At 67.7% G+C, this 16,952-nt stretch carries 14 protein-coding genes; 4 read left to right on the top strand and 10 right to left on the bottom strand.

The genetic code is table 11. The features are described 5' to 3' along the window. Positions 1-253: 253 nt before the first annotated feature. Positions 254-1,189, bottom strand: coding sequence for a polysaccharide deacetylase family protein (locus tag ACFE70_RS19230; protein ID WP_375419409.1), 936 nt, complete (start codon positions 1,187-1,189; stop codon positions 254-256). A 154-nt stretch (positions 1,190-1,343) separates the two neighbouring features. Here ACFE70_RS19230 and dapA point away from each other — a divergent pair, with 154 nt between their 5' ends. After that, positions 1,344-2,231, top strand: a complete 888-nt coding sequence (dapA, locus tag ACFE70_RS19225) for a 4-hydroxy-tetrahydrodipicolinate synthase (protein ID WP_375419408.1) — start codon at positions 1,344-1,346, stop codon at positions 2,229-2,231. A 334-nt stretch (positions 2,232-2,565) separates the two neighbouring features. Then, on the top strand, positions 2,566-4,716 hold the full coding sequence (locus tag ACFE70_RS19220) for a right-handed parallel beta-helix repeat-containing protein (protein WP_375419407.1): 2,151 nt from the start codon (positions 2,566-2,568) through the stop codon (positions 4,714-4,716). A gap of 248 nt (positions 4,717-4,964) precedes the next feature. On the opposite strand, the gene ACFE70_RS19215 is transcribed toward ACFE70_RS19220, so the two are convergent. From ACFE70_RS19215 to ACFE70_RS19205, 3 genes are all read right to left on the bottom strand, one after another. Beyond that, complete coding sequence (locus ACFE70_RS19215; protein WP_375419406.1) at positions 4,965-5,699, bottom strand: (Fe-S)-binding protein; 735 nt, start codon at positions 5,697-5,699, stop codon at positions 4,965-4,967. A gap of 46 nt (positions 5,700-5,745) precedes the next feature. Beyond that, positions 5,746-6,192 carry a DUF4174 domain-containing protein gene (locus tag ACFE70_RS19210; protein WP_375419405.1) on the bottom strand — a complete coding sequence of 149 codons (447 nt, stop codon included), beginning with the start codon at positions 6,190-6,192 and terminating at the stop codon, positions 5,746-5,748. A 193-nt stretch (positions 6,193-6,385) separates the two neighbouring features. Beyond that, positions 6,386-7,252, bottom strand: a complete 867-nt coding sequence (locus ACFE70_RS19205) for a hydroxymethylglutaryl-CoA lyase (protein WP_375419404.1) — start codon at positions 7,250-7,252, stop codon at positions 6,386-6,388. A 126-nt stretch (positions 7,253-7,378) separates the two neighbouring features. Between ACFE70_RS19205 and ACFE70_RS19200 the strand changes: the two genes are divergently transcribed. Continuing rightward, positions 7,379-8,794 carry a M23 family metallopeptidase gene (locus tag ACFE70_RS19200; RefSeq protein WP_375419403.1) on the top strand — a complete coding sequence of 472 codons (1,416 nt, stop codon included), beginning with the start codon at positions 7,379-7,381 and terminating at the stop codon, positions 8,792-8,794. A 223-nt stretch (positions 8,795-9,017) separates the two neighbouring features. Here ACFE70_RS19200 and ACFE70_RS19195 read toward each other — a convergent pair whose 3' ends face one another. From ACFE70_RS19195 to ACFE70_RS19170, 6 genes are all read right to left on the bottom strand, one after another. Next, positions 9,018-9,626 carry a hypothetical protein gene (locus ACFE70_RS19195; protein ID WP_375419402.1) on the bottom strand — a complete coding sequence of 203 codons (609 nt, stop codon included), beginning with the start codon at positions 9,624-9,626 and terminating at the stop codon, positions 9,018-9,020. Between the two features lie 205 nt (positions 9,627-9,831). Further along, a complete protein-coding gene (locus ACFE70_RS19190; RefSeq protein WP_375419401.1) occupies positions 9,832-10,692 on the bottom strand; it encodes a hypothetical protein in 861 nt (286 codons plus the stop codon). Further along, complete coding sequence (locus tag ACFE70_RS19185) at positions 10,689-12,596, bottom strand: S8 family serine peptidase (protein ID WP_375419400.1); 1,908 nt, start codon at positions 12,594-12,596, stop codon at positions 10,689-10,691. Before ACFE70_RS19185 ends, ACFE70_RS19190 begins: the two co-directional genes overlap by 4 nt. Before the next feature lie 223 nt (positions 12,597-12,819). Then, a complete protein-coding gene (locus ACFE70_RS19180) occupies positions 12,820-14,274 on the bottom strand; it encodes a M20/M25/M40 family metallo-hydrolase (RefSeq protein ID WP_375419399.1) in 1,455 nt (484 codons plus the stop codon). 84 nt (positions 14,275-14,358) lie between these two features. After that, complete coding sequence (locus ACFE70_RS19175) at positions 14,359-14,925, bottom strand: histidine phosphatase family protein (protein WP_375419398.1); 567 nt, start codon at positions 14,923-14,925, stop codon at positions 14,359-14,361. Between the two features lie 183 nt (positions 14,926-15,108). After that, positions 15,109-16,101, bottom strand: a complete 993-nt coding sequence (locus ACFE70_RS19170; protein ID WP_375419397.1) for a DUF1028 domain-containing protein — start codon at positions 16,099-16,101, stop codon at positions 15,109-15,111. Positions 16,102-16,335: 234 nt separating this feature from the next. Between ACFE70_RS19170 and ACFE70_RS19165 the strand changes: the two genes are divergently transcribed. Then, positions 16,336-16,952, top strand: a 617-nt coding sequence (locus ACFE70_RS19165) for a response regulator transcription factor (RefSeq protein WP_375419396.1), incomplete at its 3' end; no start/stop codon positions are given.

The raw sequence follows: 16,952 nt of genomic DNA, 5'->3' as shown, positions 1-16,952 counted from the left end.
TGCGGTCGGCGTTCATGACCCTAAAGTAAGCACTTAGCTGAGAACACGCCCTAGTGGGGCGGCCCATCGGTAGAATTCCTACCCCCCTCATTCAAGTCAAAGCCCCAACGGGGCGACCCAATTCAGCCGCGCAAATTGCGTGGATGGTTGGGTCGCCCCGTTGGGGCTTTACCATTTTTCTACCCCCTTCTTTTCTACCGCTGGGCCGCCCCGCGGGGGCTGATTGCCTCACTGCTCCCTGTCAACTGTTCGCTCAGAAGCTCTGCACCATGCTGTTGTGCAGCGTGCGCGGCTTCCAGTAGCCGCTGGCGATGATGCGGCGAATGGTGAAGAGCGGGTCCTGCTGGTCGCGCTTTTCGGCCAGCGAGAAGGCGGCCACGAAGCCGCGCTTGCGCAGCTCCGGGAAAGCCGGCGGGTTCCAGAGGCCGAAGGGGTAGGCGAAGTAGTTAATCTTCTTGCCCGTGATTTCTTCGAGCGTCCTGGTGGGCTTGTCGATTTGGGTTTCCCAATCCGCGCCCTGGTATTTCTTCACGTTGTGGTGGTCCCAGGTGTGGGAGCCGATGACGTTGCCTTCATCGGAGAGCTGCCGGACCTGCGCCTTGCTCATGTAGCGCGGGCGGCCCAAACTCACGGTCATCACGAAGTACATGGCCTTGAAGCCGTACTTGTTCAGCTCGGGCCGCGCCACCGTAAACTGATCTAAATCAGTGTCATCGAAGGTGAGCATGACCGGCTTGGACGGTAGCGGCGCGCCGGTGGTGAGGTAGGCGTAGAGCTGGTCGGGCAGAATGGTGTGGTAGCCCGAGTCGGCCAGCATCCTGATTTGGGCCCGAAACTGCTCGACGGGCACGATGTAGTCCTTGGCATTCTTGGAATCCCGCGCGGTCCAGTCCCGGATTTGGTGGTAGCACAGAATCGGCACCTGCGGACGGGCCAGCACGGCGGCGGCGGCGGCCAGGGGTAGGGTTTTGGGGTCGGGCGCGGCGGCCGTGGCCAGGGCCTCGTCGGCGGCGGTAGCGGCGGCGCCCGAAGTCGGGGCCGTGGCCGGGCTGGTGCCCGCCCCGGCTCTCATCTCAGCGGTGGGGCGGCTGGTGCCGGCCTCGCCGGTGGTAGCACTGATGGAGTCGCAGGCGCTGAGCGCGAGCAGAGGGCCGGCCAGCAGGGCCAGCAAAAGGGGGTTGAGGTTCATCAGGGGGGGTAGGGACCCGGCACGGACGGACGCCGGCCGGGGCAGAAACGGGAGGAAAAGAGAAGCGGAAAAGCCGGGCCGGCGCCAACGCGGCCGGCCTACCTTTGCGCAAAACTACTCCCGAACGGCAAAGCTTTTCCTACTCTTATCCGGTATGAACGAACTGCACGGCACCGGCGTGGCCTTGGTCACGCCTTTCACTCCCGATTCTGAAGTGGATTACGCCGCCTGGCGCCGCCTGCTCGACCACTGCATCGCGGGCGGCGTCGAGTACCTGGTCATCAACGGCACCACCGGCGAGTCGCCCACGGTGCACGCAGAGGAAAAGGCGGAGCTGCTGCGCGTGGCCCGCGAGCACGTGGCCGGCCGGGTGCCGCTGGTTTACGGGCTCGGCGGCAACGATACGGCCGCCACCGAAGCCCTGCTGCGCAGCGCTGATTTAGCGGGCATCACGGCCATCCTCTCGGCCAGCCCGGCCTATAACAAGCCTAGTCAGGCCGGCCTCGTGGCCCACTACCAGCGCCTGGCCGACGCCGCCCCTACCCCCCTGCTGCTCTACAACGTGCCCGGCCGCACAGCTTCCAACCTCACGGCCGACACCACCCTGCGCCTGGCCGCGCACCCCAATATTATCGGCATCAAGGAAGCCAGCGGCCACCTGGAGCAGTGCCTGAGCATCCTGGCCCGGCGCCCGGCTGGCTTCCTGGTGCTGAGCGGCGACGATTTGCTCACGACGGCCCTGGTTGCGCACGGCGCCGAGGGTGTGATTTCGGTGATAGCCAATGCCCTGCCCGGTTTCTTTTCTGACCTGACGCGGCAGGCCCTGGCCGGCAACTTTGCCGCCGCCCGCCGGGCCTTGTTTGAGCTGCTGCCGCTTAACCCGCTGCTTTATGAGGAAAGCAACCCCGTGGGTATCAAGGCCGCCCTGCAGGTGCTGGGCGTGTGCGGCAGCGCCGTGCGCCTACCCCTGCTCGAAGCCAGCGAAAGCCTCAAAGCCCGGATTCGGGCGGCGCTGGCCGGAACTTCCGTCCCGGCCGCTTAAGCCCGCCCGCAGCCGGGCGGCGAAGGCAGAAATAGCAGGTATAAATATAATAAGTAATATATTTAATTATTATCAGGCTATCAATGCCATTGGCAAAGCTGAACTCAAGCCAGGTTGCGGGCTAACTTAATTTTGCATTAAAGAAGCACAGCGGATATTTTGCCATTCAATCTGGCTAAAATATAAACTTGCATTTTTCAGCTCAAACATTCTTTATAAAGTCAAAAAAAGCTGTCCAAATGGTGATATTTTAACAAGAGCTTCCCGCTTTAGCTTTGTGCATCCGATATTTTATCCGCACAAGGTGATGACCAAAACTTTACTTATTCTACTATTGGCTATTTTTTCCGGGCGCCTGGCGCAAGCCGCGACCTACTACGTGAGCAGCACCGGCAACGACGCGCGGGCGGGCACCACGCCGGCCACGGCCTGGCGCAGCGTGGCGCGGGCCAGCGCCCAGCCCTACGGCCCCGGCGACCGGCTGCTGTTTGAGGGCGGGCAGACGTTTGGCGGCAGCCTCTGGCTGCCGGGCAGCAGCCGGGGCACCCCGGCCGCGCCCATCGTCATCAGCTCCTACGGCACGGGGGCGGCCACCATTGCCAGCGGCAGCAGCTACGGCTTCTACGGCTACAACACGGCCGGCATCGAGCTGCGGCGGCTCCGCTTCGTGGGGGCCGGCCGGCTGAGCAATGTGAGTGAGGGCGTGTTCTTCTACCTCGATGCGGCCCAAACCACCCTGCGCCACCTGCGCCTCGACAGCCTCGACGTAAGCGGCTACCGGGGGGCGGGCATCTGCATCGGCAGCTCGAACGGCACCAGCGGCTACGCCGACGTGCGCATCACCAACTCCCAGGCCCACGCCAACGGCGAGGCTGGCATCTCATCGTGGGCCGATGAGCTGGCCGCCCACCACGACTGGTACGTGGGCAACTGCCGGGTCTACGACAATGCCGGCCGGGCCGACGTGACCAACATCCACACCGGCAACGGCATCGTGCTCGGCGGCATCGACGGGGCGCTGGTGGAGCGCTGCCTGGCGTACAACAACGGCTGGCTCAGCGCCTGGCCCTACGGCGGGCCGGTGGGCATCTGGGGCTACATGTGCAACAACCTGGTGATTCAGAACTGCGAGTCGCACCACAACCGCTCCGGCACCAGCGCCGACGGCGGCGGCTTCGACCTCGATGGCGGCTGCACCAACTCGGTGCTGCAATACAACTACTCGCACGACAACCAGGGGGCGGGCTACCTGCTGGCCCAGTACCCCGACGCGCCGCCGATGCACGATTTGACCGTGCGCTACAACGTAAGCGAAAACGACGCCCGCCGCCACAACTACGGCGCCATTCACGTGTGGTCGACGGGCGCGAGTGGCGGCATTCAGCGGGCGGCCATCCACAACAACACGGTGCTGCTGAGCCCACCGGCTGATGGCTCCCGGCCCAAGGCCGTAAACGTGAGCAGCGGCGGCTTCAGCAACCTGAGCCTGCGCAACAACGTGCTGCTCACCAGCGGCGGCCTGCCCGTGCTCGACACCTACACCGCCGCCGGCCTGCGCCTGGAAGGCAACTGCTACTGGAGCAGCGGCGCGCCGCTGGCGCTGGACTGGGCCGGCACCCGCTACGCCAACCTGACCGCCTGGCGCGCCGCCACGGGCCAGGAGCGGCTGGCCGATGGCCGCACCACGGGCCTGGCAGCCGACCCGCAACTGCGCCCGGCCACCTCGCCGCAGCAAACCTCGCGGCTCGATGCTGAGCCGAGTTCCACGCCGGCCTACGGCCCGCTGCCGGCCTCGCCGCTGCGCGGCGCCGGCCTCAACCTGCTCACCGAGTTTCGCCTCAGCCCCGGCCCGCGCGACCTGCAGGGCGTCCCTACCCCCCAGGCGCCGGCCCGCGGCAACATCGGGGCGCTGGAAAGCCAGCCGGTGGCCTTTCAGCCGCTGCCGGTGGTGCTGAGCGAGTTTAGCGTCGAGCGCTGGGGGCCGGCCGCGCTGCTGCGCTGGCGCACGGCTTCGGAGCAGCAAAATGCCTTTTTCGCCGTCGAGAGCAGTTCCGACGGGCGCCACTTCACCCTGCTCGACCAGGTGCCGGGCCACGGCAGCAGCGCCGGCCCCCAAGCCTACGAGTATGCCGACCTGAGCCTGGCCCGCTACGCCAGCCCCAGCGTGTACTACCGGCTGCGGCAGGTCGATACTGATGGGCGGGCCACCTATTCGCCGGTGCGCGTGCTCACGGGCGTGGCGGCCGGGAGCCTGGCGCCGCACTACCTGCAAGTGGCGCCCAACCCGGCCGCCACGGGCGCGGTCGTCATTGTGCGGGGCGCGCGCGGGGCGCAGGTGCAGCTGCTGAACGGGCGCGGGCAGCTCGTGGGCGGCGCGCCGGTGAGCCCCGATGGCACGGCCGGTGTGCCGGTGGCGGGCCTGGCCGCCGGCCTCTACCTGCTGCGCTGCGGCCCGGAGGTGGTGCGGCTGGTGCTGGCTGATTAAAGCAGCTCTTGGGTCAGAATATTTTAAGTTAAAAGTAAAGAGTTGTTTAGCAAGTCGGCCGAAACACCCCAGACCGTCATGCAGAGCGCAGCGAAGCATCTGGCGTGGGGAAGTAACTTAATCGTCCGGTTCCGTGGATTACTTCCCCACGCCAGATGCTTCGCTGCGCTCTGCATGACGGTCTTTCGACAGGACGGTCTTTCAACAGGACGTCTTTCGACTTCCTAAACAGCTTCTTTAACTGAATCCTACAGGCCGCTGGCGAGCACGTCAGCCACGTGCCGGGTTTTGAGCGGCAATTTTTCCCGCTTGATGTAGGCCTCCAGGTGCATGAGGCAGCTCACATCGGTGCTGATGAGGTAGTCGGCGCCGGTAGCCAGGGCGTGCTCGACTTTCTGCTGGGCCATAGCCACGGAGATGGCCTCGAACTTGACGGCAAACGTGCCGCCGAAGCCGCAGCAGGTGATGGTTTCGGCCATCTCGATGCGCTCCAGCCCGGCCACGCCATCGAGCAGCTGGCGCGGCGCCGCCCGGATGCCGCACTCGCGCAAGGCCGAGCAGGAGTCGTGATACGTGTATTTGCCTTCGAGCCGGGCGCCCGGAACGTGCGTGATGCCCAGCACGTCAACCAGAAACTCGGTCAGCTCGAACGTGCGCCGCCCGACCTGCCCGCAGGCGGCCTGCTGGCGGGTTTGGGCAAACAAAGGGGGGTAGGCGTTGCGCACCATGCCCACGCACGAGGCCGAGGGGCTGACCACGTACTGCGTTGCGGGTCCGGCAAAATCAGCCAGGAACTTGGCGGCCACCTGCCGGCTCTCGGCGGCGTAGCCGGCGTTGTAGGCCGGCTGGCCGCAGCAGGTCTGGGCCGGGTTGTAGTGCACCCGGCAGCCCACTTTTTCCAGCACCTTCACCATGCTCAGGGCTGTGTGCGGGTAAAGCTGGTCCACGAAGCAGGGCACGAATAGGGCAACGTCGGTGGGCATACAGCAGGGCGCCGGCCTTATCCGGGCCGGACGGCGAAGATAGCGGCTACTGCCTCGGGGCCGCCCGGCGCATTTCCTGGCGCCGCATGGGCATCTGGTCCACGGTGGCAAACAGGGCGGCCGGCGCCAGCGGCCGGGCGCTGCGCAGCTTCACTTCGCCGTCTTTGCCGATGAGCACGGCCGCAAACGCCGGCGGGCGCAGGCCGAGCCGGCGCGTCAGAAACTGCCGGTCGGCCGCCGAAAGCTGGTCGTAGAGTACGTCCAGCACCAGGAAGTCCCGCTCATTTAACCCAGCCTGGCTGGCGGCCAGCTGCGCCTTTTGGGCCTGAAAAGCAGCTTGCCCGGCCGTGGGCGCGGCCACCAGCAGGAGGCGCTTTTGCCCGCGGTTGGCTTGCAGCGTCTGCGCCAGACTGGGGGGAGGGGGTAGGAAATTTTGGGCGGTAAGCAAAAAGCCCAGGCCCAGCAGCGCCGCCGCGGCGGCGGAGAAGGGCAAGTGTTTGCGAAAAGTCATTAGCGCGCTGTTCTTAATCGGCTGGCCCGGTAATGTCAGTTGGGGCCGGCGTTGTCATCGTCAGCACCCGAATAGAAAGAAGCGCGCTGGCCGGCCCTGGGCCAGCCGGGCCACAGCCATTAACTCCGCGCCTTCAGTAGGGTTCCGAAACGGTTGGATTTTTGGCCCCTACCCCCTACCCGGCCGGCAAAGCCGCCAGGCCAAACACTGACCCGGCTGCGCGGCGCGCAGCGGTAAAAGCCGCCTGATTCAAACCTGGGTCCTCGCCCTGCTCCGCGAAATAGGCCAGCAGGTTTTCCGTGGCCATGTTGCCGGTCAACTCATCGGCCGCCATCGGGCAGCCGCCGATGCCGCCGATGGCACCGTCGAAGCGGCGGCAGCCGGCGTGGTAGGCGGCGGCCACTTTCTCGCGCCAGCGGGTGGGCGTGGTGTGCAGGTGGGCGCCAAACTCGATTTGGGGAAAGGCCGAAATCAGCTCCGCGAACAAGGGCGTAATAGTGGCCGGCACCGAAGCGCCGATGGTATCGGACAAGGCCACGATGCGCACGCCGAGCGCGGCCAGCTGCCGGGTGAACCCGGCCACGATTTCCGGGCTCCAGGGGTCACCGTAGGGATTGCCGAAACCCATTGACAGGTACACGACCAGGGTTTTGCCGTGCTGCTCGCACCGCTCGTGCATAGCGGCCACGTCGGCGCGGGCCTCGGCGATGGTTTGGTTGGTGTTGCGGCGCTGGAAGGTTTCGGCGACCGAGAGCGGGAAGCCCAGGCAGCTGATTTCGGGGTGCAGCAGGGCGGTTTCGGCGCCGCGGCGGTTGGCCACGATGGCCAGCAGCTGGGTTTTCGTCTGGCTCAGGTCAAGGCCGGCGAGCACCTCGGCCGTGTCGCGCAGCTGCGGAATGGCCTGGGGCGACACGAACGAGCCGAAGTCGAGCGTGTGAAAGCCCACGGCCAGCAGCTGCTGGAGGTAGGCGGTTTTGGTGGCCGTCGGAATAAATTCCGGCAGGCCCTGCATGGCGTCGCGGGGGCATTCAACTAAAATCACGGAGGGCACGAATTAGACGCATGGCACGAGTTCAGCCGAAGGCGGCGGGGTAGGGCAAAAGTACGGGGAGCCGCAGTAGCGCTGCCTGCGCCCGAACTACCCCCGGCGAGGCGGTGTTTTCGGCCCATGCAATTTTCGATTTTCGGGCGCCGGTGGCTGGCTCTGCTCGCGGCCCTACCCCTGCTGCTGAGCGCGTGCAGTCCCCAGCAAACCCTGCAAGGCCTTTTCCAAAAAGACACCCCCCACGCGGCCTACGCCCGCAGCCTGCGCCGCGCCGGCCTCGACCGCTCAGCCCTGGGCCAGAGCTGGCTGGCCGCCGCCGACCGCGCCCTGCGCGACTCGCTGGTGGTGAGTTTGCCCTTCACCGAAACCGGCTACTTCCGGCCCGAGCAACCCACGGCAGCCGGCTACCGCTTCAGCGCCCGCGCCGGCGAGCTGGTGCACGTGGAGTTGACGCTGGCCCCTGGTGCCCCGGCGCGGGTCTTTGTCGATGCCTTTGAAGTCGGGCCCGGCCGCGCCGGGGCCCCTACCCCCCTGGCCTCGGCCGACACGCTGCGCGTAGATTTCCGCTACCGCGCCGAGCACACGGACCGCCAGCACCTGCTGCGGGTGCAGCCCGAGCTGCTGGCCGCCGGCCGCTACACCCTGCGCCTGAGCCGCGAGCCCAGCCTGAGCGCCTTTCCGGTGCGGGGCCGCACGGAGGCGGCCATCGGCTCGTTCTGGGGTGCCGAGCGCGACCAGGGTGCCCGCCGCCACGAGGGCGTCGACATCTTCGCCCCGCGCGGCACGCCCGTCATCGCGGCCACGGCCGGCACCATCACGCGGGTAGCCGAAACCAGCATCGGGGGCCGCGTGGTGTGGCTTTCGGCGGCTGATTTACCCCACCATCTGTACTACGCCCACCTCGACCGGCAACTGGTGCAAGCCGGCCAGCAGGTGCGCCTGGGCGACACGCTGGGCCTGGTGGGCAACACCGGCAACGCCCGCACTACCACTCCGCACCTGCACTTCGGCGTGTACGGCCGCGGCGGCGCCCAAGACCCGCTGCCCTTCCTGGCGCGCACCGAGCCCGCCCTGCCCCTGCCCGCTGGCCCCGACCGCCGCGCCGAGTGGGTGCGCCTGCGCCGCGCCGCGCCCCTGCAAGCCCTGGCCACTGCCCTACCCCCCCCACCGGGCCGAAGCGTGAACACCAGGGGCGCCCGGAGCCAGGTGGCGCTAAGAACGTCGCTTGCCAAATCAGCGGCGGCGGCGCTGCTCCCACCGCGCACGCCGCTGCTGGTGCTGGGCCGCAACGGCGCTTTTCTGCGCGTCGAGAACCCTAGCGGGCAACGCGGCTACGTGGCCCTGGCCGCCGTGGAGCCGGCCGCCGCCCTGCGCCGGCTCGCGCTGCCCGCCGCCACCGAGCTGCTGGCCCGGCCGGGCGCCGCCAGCACGGCCACGGCGGCGCTGCCTGCCCGCACCGCCGTGGCCGTGCTGGGCGAGAGCCAGGGCTTTGCCCTGCTGCGCGGCCCGGATGGCGAAATAGGCTGGGCCAGAATATAATGTGGTTAATGATTGGTAAGCCCTGGAAGGGTGGCCATCGGTAAAAAACGAGGGGTAGGAAACCGCAGAGCCCCAGCAGGGCGACCCAACCGCCTGCGCCAGGTTGCGCGGACAAGCTAAGTCGCCCCGCTGGGGCTTTGGTTTAAACCAGGGGGGTAGGGATGCTAGATGGGCTTTCCTGCCAGGGCTTACCAATCATTAACCACTAACTATTAATCACTGCTTACTGGCTGATAATTACGGCGCGGCCGAGCTTGCGGATATACGTCAGGCGGCGCTCATTGCGGCTGTTGTCGGCGGGGTAGTCGAAGCCGATGGCGCTGCGGTCGGCGCGCAGGGCCTGCCAGGTCTGGATGTCGAGTTCGGCGGGTTGCTCGGCAGCGGGCGGCACGGCCGGCTGGCTAAACTGGTCGGGGCGGAAGAAGGTGTTCATGCCGCGCAGGATGGCGATTTCCTGCTCCCGCACCGTGGCCACGCGCGGGTCGGCGAGGCTGCGCTCATCGAGCAGGGCACGGGCGGGCAGCACCTCGTGGCGCAGCGTGTCGCCCTTGGCGCTGGTCACGATGAGGTGGGCGCGGGCCGTGAGCACGCGGGGCCCGCGCAGCTGAAGCACGAAATTATCCTTGGTGGCGGGGTCAGAAAACGAGTGGCTGGCGCGCACCGTGTTGAGCACCGTGCGGCTGCTGAGGCGGGCGCGCTCGCGCTCCGGCGTGGGCGTGAACACCGCCCGCGGGTCCTTGCTGGTGGTGCTGATTTCGCGTTCCGTGTTTACGCAGGCATTCAGGTTGAGCAACAGCGCGGCGGCCGTCAAAGGGAGTAGTATCTTTTTCATAAGCAAATAGAGGGAAGACCGGTCACAAGCAAAAAAAGCACCAGGAGTATGGGAGAAGGAAAGAAAACCGGCGCCGGGCTTCAGCAAGGCAGCGCGGCCGAATCTCCTCGCCTGACCAGCAGGCGCGGCTTTAGGTTGCATCAGCGGGGGCTGGCCGCTCCGCAGTTGGAGGCCAGCACGAAACCGCGCAGTTGGCAGGTAACAATTAGAATAAACCTATTTCCAGGCCCAGTACCCCGCGGGGCAGCTCCGGCCAGGCGCTAGCCTCCCGGCCCCGGAAGACGGCGGTCAGGCGGTAGCGGCCCGTCAGGGCGAGGCGACCGCTGCCCAGGCGCAGGCCCAGGCCCGCCGGCCAGCGCGCCAGGTAGCGCAGGCCCCGCCCCGTGGTGGCCGAGGTGGACGCGCCGGCGCCGGGCGCGGGGTCGTCCTCGGTGCGGTGGGCGGTGCCAGCCACCCAGCCGCCCCAGGCCAGCAAATCGAGGTAGTGGCCCACGATGTTGCCGCGGTGGCCGGCGTTGAGGCGCAGGCCGCCTTCGAGCTGCGCCTGGTGCAGGGTCAGGCTTTCGCGGCGGTGGCGGGTGGGGCCGGGCACGATTTTCGGGCCGGTCTGGGCCAGGCCGTAGCTCAGCCGGGCGTAGCGGACCGCCAGGGTCAGGGCCAGCGTGGGTGAGTAGCGGCGCTTGAGGCGGGCGCCCAGCTCCAGCTCGCGGGAAGGCGGGCCGTAACGCAGCCGGGCGCCGGCCCCGCCCGCCGGCCCCAGCACCAGCCCCCCGCCGACGAAGAGGTGGCCGAAGTAGCGGCGGTTGGGGCCGAAGTCGGCCCGCAGCGTGTCGGCGGCCACGTCGGCCTGCACCAGCACCTGCTGCGCCCGGCCCGGCAGCGAGCCCAGTAATGATAGCACCATCAGCGGCGCCCCGCCCCAGCATCTGCGCCAGGAAGCGCGGCCCGGTTCCCTACCCCCCCCGGTTGTCGCCAGCCGGTTCCTACCCCCGGTGGTCGCCACAAGGAGCGGAAAATGGCCGGCGCAGGCCAGTACGGCCAGCAGCGGCTGCAAGAAGTTTCTCATTCCGAATAAGTGCCGGTATAGCCCCCAAAATGCACCCGCCACACGTCGCCATCCCGCAGCAGCCGGCGCGGCAGCTGCACCACCAGGCGCTGGCTCACGGCGCGCACCTCGTAGCGGCGCAGCACGCCGCGGCGGTCAGCCAGGTGCCAGTACAGGTAGGGCGGATAGCTAGGGTAGGCGGGCTGCCCGTCGGCGGCGGCGGGCAACGGCTGCTCGCGGCCCACGGGCCTGGCCCGGCCCGGCGCGGGCGGCGGGACCAGTGGCGCGGCTTCTGCGGGCGGGGCGGGGCGCAGCGCGGGGTCTTCGCTCTCATTATCAACCTCACCGGCCAGCAGCGGCAGTGCGGGCCGGACTGTGGCGGCAGGCCGCAGCACCACGGCCACCAGGCTGTCGCGCACCACGAAGTCGAAGGTGGGCGCCACCCCGGCCGTCGGAACCAGCGCCGGCCGGGCCGCCGCGGTGGCCGCGGGCCGGGACGAGGCCAGCAGCAGGCGCCGGGCCAGCGGCCGGCCGTAGCCGTGGGCGTAGTCATAATACGGATATAAGTCGCCGGCCTGCCGCAGCCGCGCCAGCAGCTGGCCAGCCGTCAGGCCGCGCTGCTGCTGCCAGACGCAGGCCGCCAGCCCGGCCAGCAGCGGCGCTGAGAACGAGGTGCCCTCCAGCCGCTCGTAGCCCCGGCCGGCAGCCCCGGCGGTGAGCACCGTGCCGAACGCCACCAGGTCGGGCTTGACGCGGCGGTCGGCCGAGGGCCCCACCGAGCTGAAGGCGGCGTGCAGGCCGGTGGCCGGGTCGAGGCCGCCCACGGCCAGCACCGAATCGGCATCGGCGGGCGTGCCGATGCGCACCCAATCGCCGTCGCCGTCGTTGCCGGCGGCGCTTATCACCAACATGCCTTTGCGCACGGCCAGCGCGGCGGCGCGGGCCACGAGCGAGGCGCGGCCGTTCATCTGCTCCGGAAAGTAGCGCTGGGCAGTGTACGCCAGCGAGGAGCTGATGAGGTCGGCGCCGTTTTTATCGGCCCACTCGGCGGCGGCCAGCCAGGCTTCCTCCTCGGCGTAGCGCTCCCGGCCGAGCTGCTCGGTGCGGGCCAGCAGGTAGCTGGCGGCGGGCGCCAGGCCCAGGCAGGCCGCCGCCGCGCCGCCGGGCAGGCGCCCGGCCAGGCAGCCCAGCACGGCCGTGCCGTGGCTGCCGCCCCGGAACACGTCGGCCCGGTTTTTCAGAAAGTCATACGTCGCCACGATGCGCTGCTCGCTGCGCAAGTCGGCAAACGCCGGGTGGCGGTCAGTGGCCGAGAAGCCTACGTCGAAGACGGCGATGCGCAGGCCACGACCATCGAGGCCGGCGCGGGCCAGGGCGCGGGCACCAAGCGAGGCGGTTTGCTGGCGGGCCAGCCGCTCGTCATCGGGCGAAATCTCCAGCGGCTCGGGCCGGCTTGGGCCAAACGGGGGGGGTAGGGAAAATGCGCTGGCCGGCTCCGCCACCCGCCGGGCGACGGCAATCCCTACCCCCGCCGCCCGCGGCCACTGCTCCACCGCCCGCACGAAGGGCAGCACCCGCAGCCGGGCGGCCTGCGCCGGCGTGGCGTGCACCGACACGGCATTAAACCAGCGGCTGACCAGCCGAATCGTGTCGCAGAGCGGGCGCAGCCGGGCCAGGTAGTCGGCGCGCACGGGCCGGTCGGTGTAGTCGGCGGCGGGCAGGTGCTGGCGGCGGCGGCGGGCCTGGGCTTCGGGGGCAAAATACCGCGCCGGGTCGAAACGGACGCCGTTTTTATCGCGCAGCGTGACCCAGTAACGGGCCAGAATTTGAGGGCTGGGGCGGGCGCTGCCGGGCGCCGCCGGGCCCGCCGCCGCGGGCAGCGCCAACAGCAGGAAAGCAAAAACCAGTCGACGCAGGAAAGTCACCAGATTTTAAGGAAGTTATACGCGGATTTTCGACTTGGCCGACCTTCGGGCGCCTGCTGGCTTGAAAAAGCGGGTCAGGCAGCGCGCAACGGAGAGGAACAGCTGGCGTGCGGCGATAGTCTGATCGTGAGGTTAAGCTGATTACTTCCCCACGCGAGATGCTTCGCTTCACTTCGTTGTGCTCAGCATGACGGCCTTTTACCCCGGATACCCCGTCTCTGACCTAGAGCCCGTATTTGCTCAGCAGATACACCAGCGCGGCCATGCCGCCGCCGCCCAGCTCCAGCTCGCGGCGGTGAACCTTGTCGAAGGTGTCGGCGGCGGTGTGATGCAGGTCGAAGTAGCGCTGCGAGTCGCCATCGAAGCCGAACAACGCCTTGGGCGTCACGGCCTTGAGCAGGGGCTCGATGTCGGTGCCGGCGTGGCCCACGCTCAGGCCATCCACGTGGTAGGGGCGCAGCAGCGGAGCCCAGGCCCGCACTTTGGCCTGCACTTCGGGGCTGGCGCCTTCGATGGTGAAGCCGCGGGGCGTGAAGCCGCCGCCGTCGGATTCGAGGGCCGCCACGTGGGTTTCCTGGGCCTGCTGGGCCAACTTGGCGTATTTGGCGGCGCCGCGGGCGCCGTTTTCCTCATTCATAAACAGCACGGCCCGCACCGTGCGCGCGGGCCGCAGGCCGCTGGCCTTGAGCAGGCGCAAGACTTCCAGGCTCTGCACCACGCCCGTGCCGTCGTCGTGGGCGCCCTGGGCCAGGTCCCAGGAGTCGAGGTGGCCGCCGACGGTGATGATTTCGGCCGGGAATTTCGCGCCCCGAATCTCGCCCACCACGTTGTAGCTTTTCTCGTCGGGCAGGGTCTGGCAGCTCATTTCCAGCTCAAAGCTCAGCTTGGCGTCGGCCTTGAGCAGCTGGCTCAGCTCGTCGGCGGCCTCGGTGCTGAGGGCGGCGGCGGGCACCGGCGGGGCGCCGGCCTGATAGACCGTGCTGCCGGTGTGGGGGAAATTGTCGCGGGCGCTGGTGAGCGAGCGCACCAAGGCACCCACGGCGCCGCGCCGGCCGGCTTCGGCCGGGCCGGCGCGGCGCTGGTCGCCGGCCGCCCCATAGGCCTGGCCGGGCTCGATAAGCGCGTCATTAAAGGGGCGGTTGAAGAACACGAACTTGCCGCGCACGGCCGCGTCGGGCAGCTGGCGCAGCTCATCGAGACTCCGGACTTCGACCACGCCGGCGCGCAGCTTGCCTTTGGTGCCGACCGAGCCGCCCAGGGCGCACACGGCCGCTTCCAGGCGCTTGCCGCGCTCGGAGATGATTTCGCCCCGCTCCTTTTGTCCGCGCACCCAGTGCGGCACCATCACTTCCTGCAAATACACGCGGTCGAGGCCCATTTTCTCCAGCGTCAGCCGGCCCCACTCGACGGCGCGCTGGGCCTGGGGCGAGCCCGAAAGCCGCGGCCCGATGCTGTTGCAGAGGTAGTTGAGGTTGTCGTAGCTCTGCCCGCGCAGCAGCGCCTCGTCGTAGAGTTTGCGCAGGGCTACCGAGTCGGGCAGCTCGGCGGCAAGGGCATTGGCCGCGGCGGCGGGGGCAGGGATTTTCTTGCGGCGCTGGGCCTGGGCCGGACTAGCCATGAGCAGTGGCAGGGCCAGCAGCAGCGCGGCGGCGGGGCGCAACAGGGAAGAAATAGTCATCTGCAATCAAAATAAAAGATTATAACTGCTCCAGCGGCAGCCCGCGAAAGTACACGCGAAACGGGCTGCCCGCCTCCCTACCCCCTACCGGCGCGGCAAGCCGTAGCGCCGGGCCACGGCCGTGGCCGCCCGCGTCGAGTCGCGCGGCAACGTCACTTCGAGCAGATAGTCGTAGTCCTCATCGCCGATGGCGGGCACGGGGCGAGCGGCGTCGAAAGCTTCCACGGTTTCGAGGATGGTGTTGGAGTGCCCCACGATGAGCACGGCGCGGCCTGAATATTCGCTGCGAATGCGGGAAGCCAGGGCGGCGAGTTGGCGGGCGTCGTAGGGCTGGACGGGCAGCTTCAGCTTTTCAGCCAGTGGCTGGGCGGTGGCCTGAGTGCGGATGGTATTGGTGCTGAAAATACTGCTGAGCCAATACTGCTCCAGCTCTTTTTGCAACGCCAAAGCCCGCGCCCGCCCGGCCGGCGTTAGCGAGGGGTCGGCAAGGCCGGGCGCGGGGTCCTTCTCGGCGTGGCGCACGATATAGACGTGGGTGTTAGGGCCCTGGGCGAAGTGCCGCTGTAAAGCTGGGCCGCAGCTGCCGCCCAGCAGCAGGAGCACGGCCAGGGCGGGCAGCAGCCAGCGGAAGGAATGAGGGAAGCGCATCATAAAATCACACTCTAAAAAGGCGGTCATGCTGGGCTTGTCGAAGCATCTCTACCGCGTAAGTAATTCATAGTAAACAACGATTGGAATAGTGTTGCGGTAGAGATGCTTCGACAAGCTCAGCATGACGTTCGGGTTGTTCGTTTCTGATTGCCTGCTCGTTTCTGATTGTTGGTTTCCTACCCCCTACTTCGCCGCCAGAATCTGCTGCAACTCGGCCGGGCTCACCGTGAGCAGCCCCACTTTGGGCAGGCGCTGGGTGAGCGTGCGCCAGTTAGGGTCGGCCCGGAAAATGGGGCCCAGCAGCTTGATGGCGGCCGATATCTGCTTTTTCTCGGCCAGGCTGATGGCGTGCCAGTACTTCATCTCCAAGTTTTGCGGAAACATCTTCTCGGCCGCCTCATACTCTCTGATGGCGCCGGGCACGTCGTTCTTTTCCACGGCCAAGTCGCCGGCGTTCATGTGCTCGTAGGCGCGGTGCAGGCGCAGCAGGCGGGCCAGCTCTTTCAAGGGCACGTCGGCATCATCGACGCGCAAATCAATCAGGCGGTCCGCCCAGACGCCCGCGCCGGGCTTGGCCGCCACCACCAGCAGGGCCGCCGACTGCCGCCCGCGGATGTCGCCGCCCGCCGCCTGCGCCGCCTCCAGCGCCGCGAGCACGCGCTCGGCCAGCGGCAGCCGGGCATTGGCTTCGTAGGCTTTGGCCATCGCGGCGGGCACGGTGCTGGTCAGCATCATATTGGCCTGCACCGAAAACTGCGCGCCTTGTACCTGGCCGGCCATGTCGATGCACTTGGCGCCGGTGTGCGTCGCCACCCGGCCCTGATTATCAACGATGGCGACCTGACGCACCTCGCGGCCCTCATCGGCGCGCAGCAGCTCATCCAGCGCCTGCTGAGCGGTTTTGCCGCTTTTCAGCAAGGCCAGTCCGCGCGGGCCGAACGACTTGTTGGTGAACGACTGCGTGGCTACCGCGCCCACGCCGGCCTCGGCCCAGCTCACGCTCGTGCCCACCGAAAACCAGTGGCTTTGCACGGCCACGGCCAGCTCGCCGGTGGCCGCGTCGCGCGCCACGATGCTGAAGGTGTGGGCCAACGGGTCGGTGCTCGTATAGACCTGGGCGCGCACGGCGGCCAGGGGCAAGCAGAAGGCAAGCAGCAAAAAGACAATGCGGTTCATCGGCGCGAGGGGGGTAGGGAAAAGAGTTATGAAATATAAATTAAAAGTTAGAAGTTAGCATCAAGCCTGGAAAGTCCGCCCAAGGTACTCGTCCGGACGCTTTTGGCGCCATCAGGCTGCACGCCCGGCGCGCAGCCGCTCCGCGCGCTGCTGGCTGCCCGTAGCGTAGGTTGCACCACGCGCCCCAACTCATAATTCATAACTTATAGCTCGTAACTCATAATTCTCCCAGCCATGCACCTGCTGCTTGTCGAAGACGAAAAAAGCCTGCACCAGGAAGTGCGCCAGTTTCTGACGCAGGCGCAGTACGTGGTTGATTCGGCCTTTACCTACGCCGATGCCGCCGCGAGGCTCGCGGCCAGCTCCTACGACTTCGTGCTGCTCGACCTGGGTTTGCCCGGGGGCGACGGCCTCGATTTGCTGCGCGAAGCCCGCGCCTACCCCCACCAGGAGGCCGCCTTCATCATCCTTACCGCCCGCGGCGCCCTCGACGACCGCATCCGCGGCCTGGACTTAGGCGCCGACGACTACCTGCCCAAGCCCTTTTCGCTTTTGGAGCTGACCAGCCGGATGCAGGCCATCACGCGCCGCCGCTTCGGCCTCAAGCGCCCTGCCATCAGCTTCGGGCCCGGCTTCGCGCTCGACGCCACGGCCCGCACCGTGCGCTACGAGCAGGGCCTGGAAGTACCGCTCACCAAGAAAGAATTCGACCTGCTCCACTACCTGCTGCTGCACCGTGGCCGGGTCCTCACCCGCCTGCAGCTCAGCGAGCACCTCTGGGGCAGCGTGCTCGAAGCCGAGGCCGACTCCAACTTTATCGACGTGCACATCAAGAACTTACGCAAGAAGCT

The organism is uncultured Hymenobacter sp. (genome assembly GCF_964243305.1).
Classification (GTDB): domain Bacteria; phylum Bacteroidota; class Bacteroidia; order Cytophagales; family Hymenobacteraceae; genus Hymenobacter.
The sequence above is the reverse complement of the archived record's forward strand: the minus strand, read 5'-3'. Positions and strand labels throughout refer to the sequence as shown.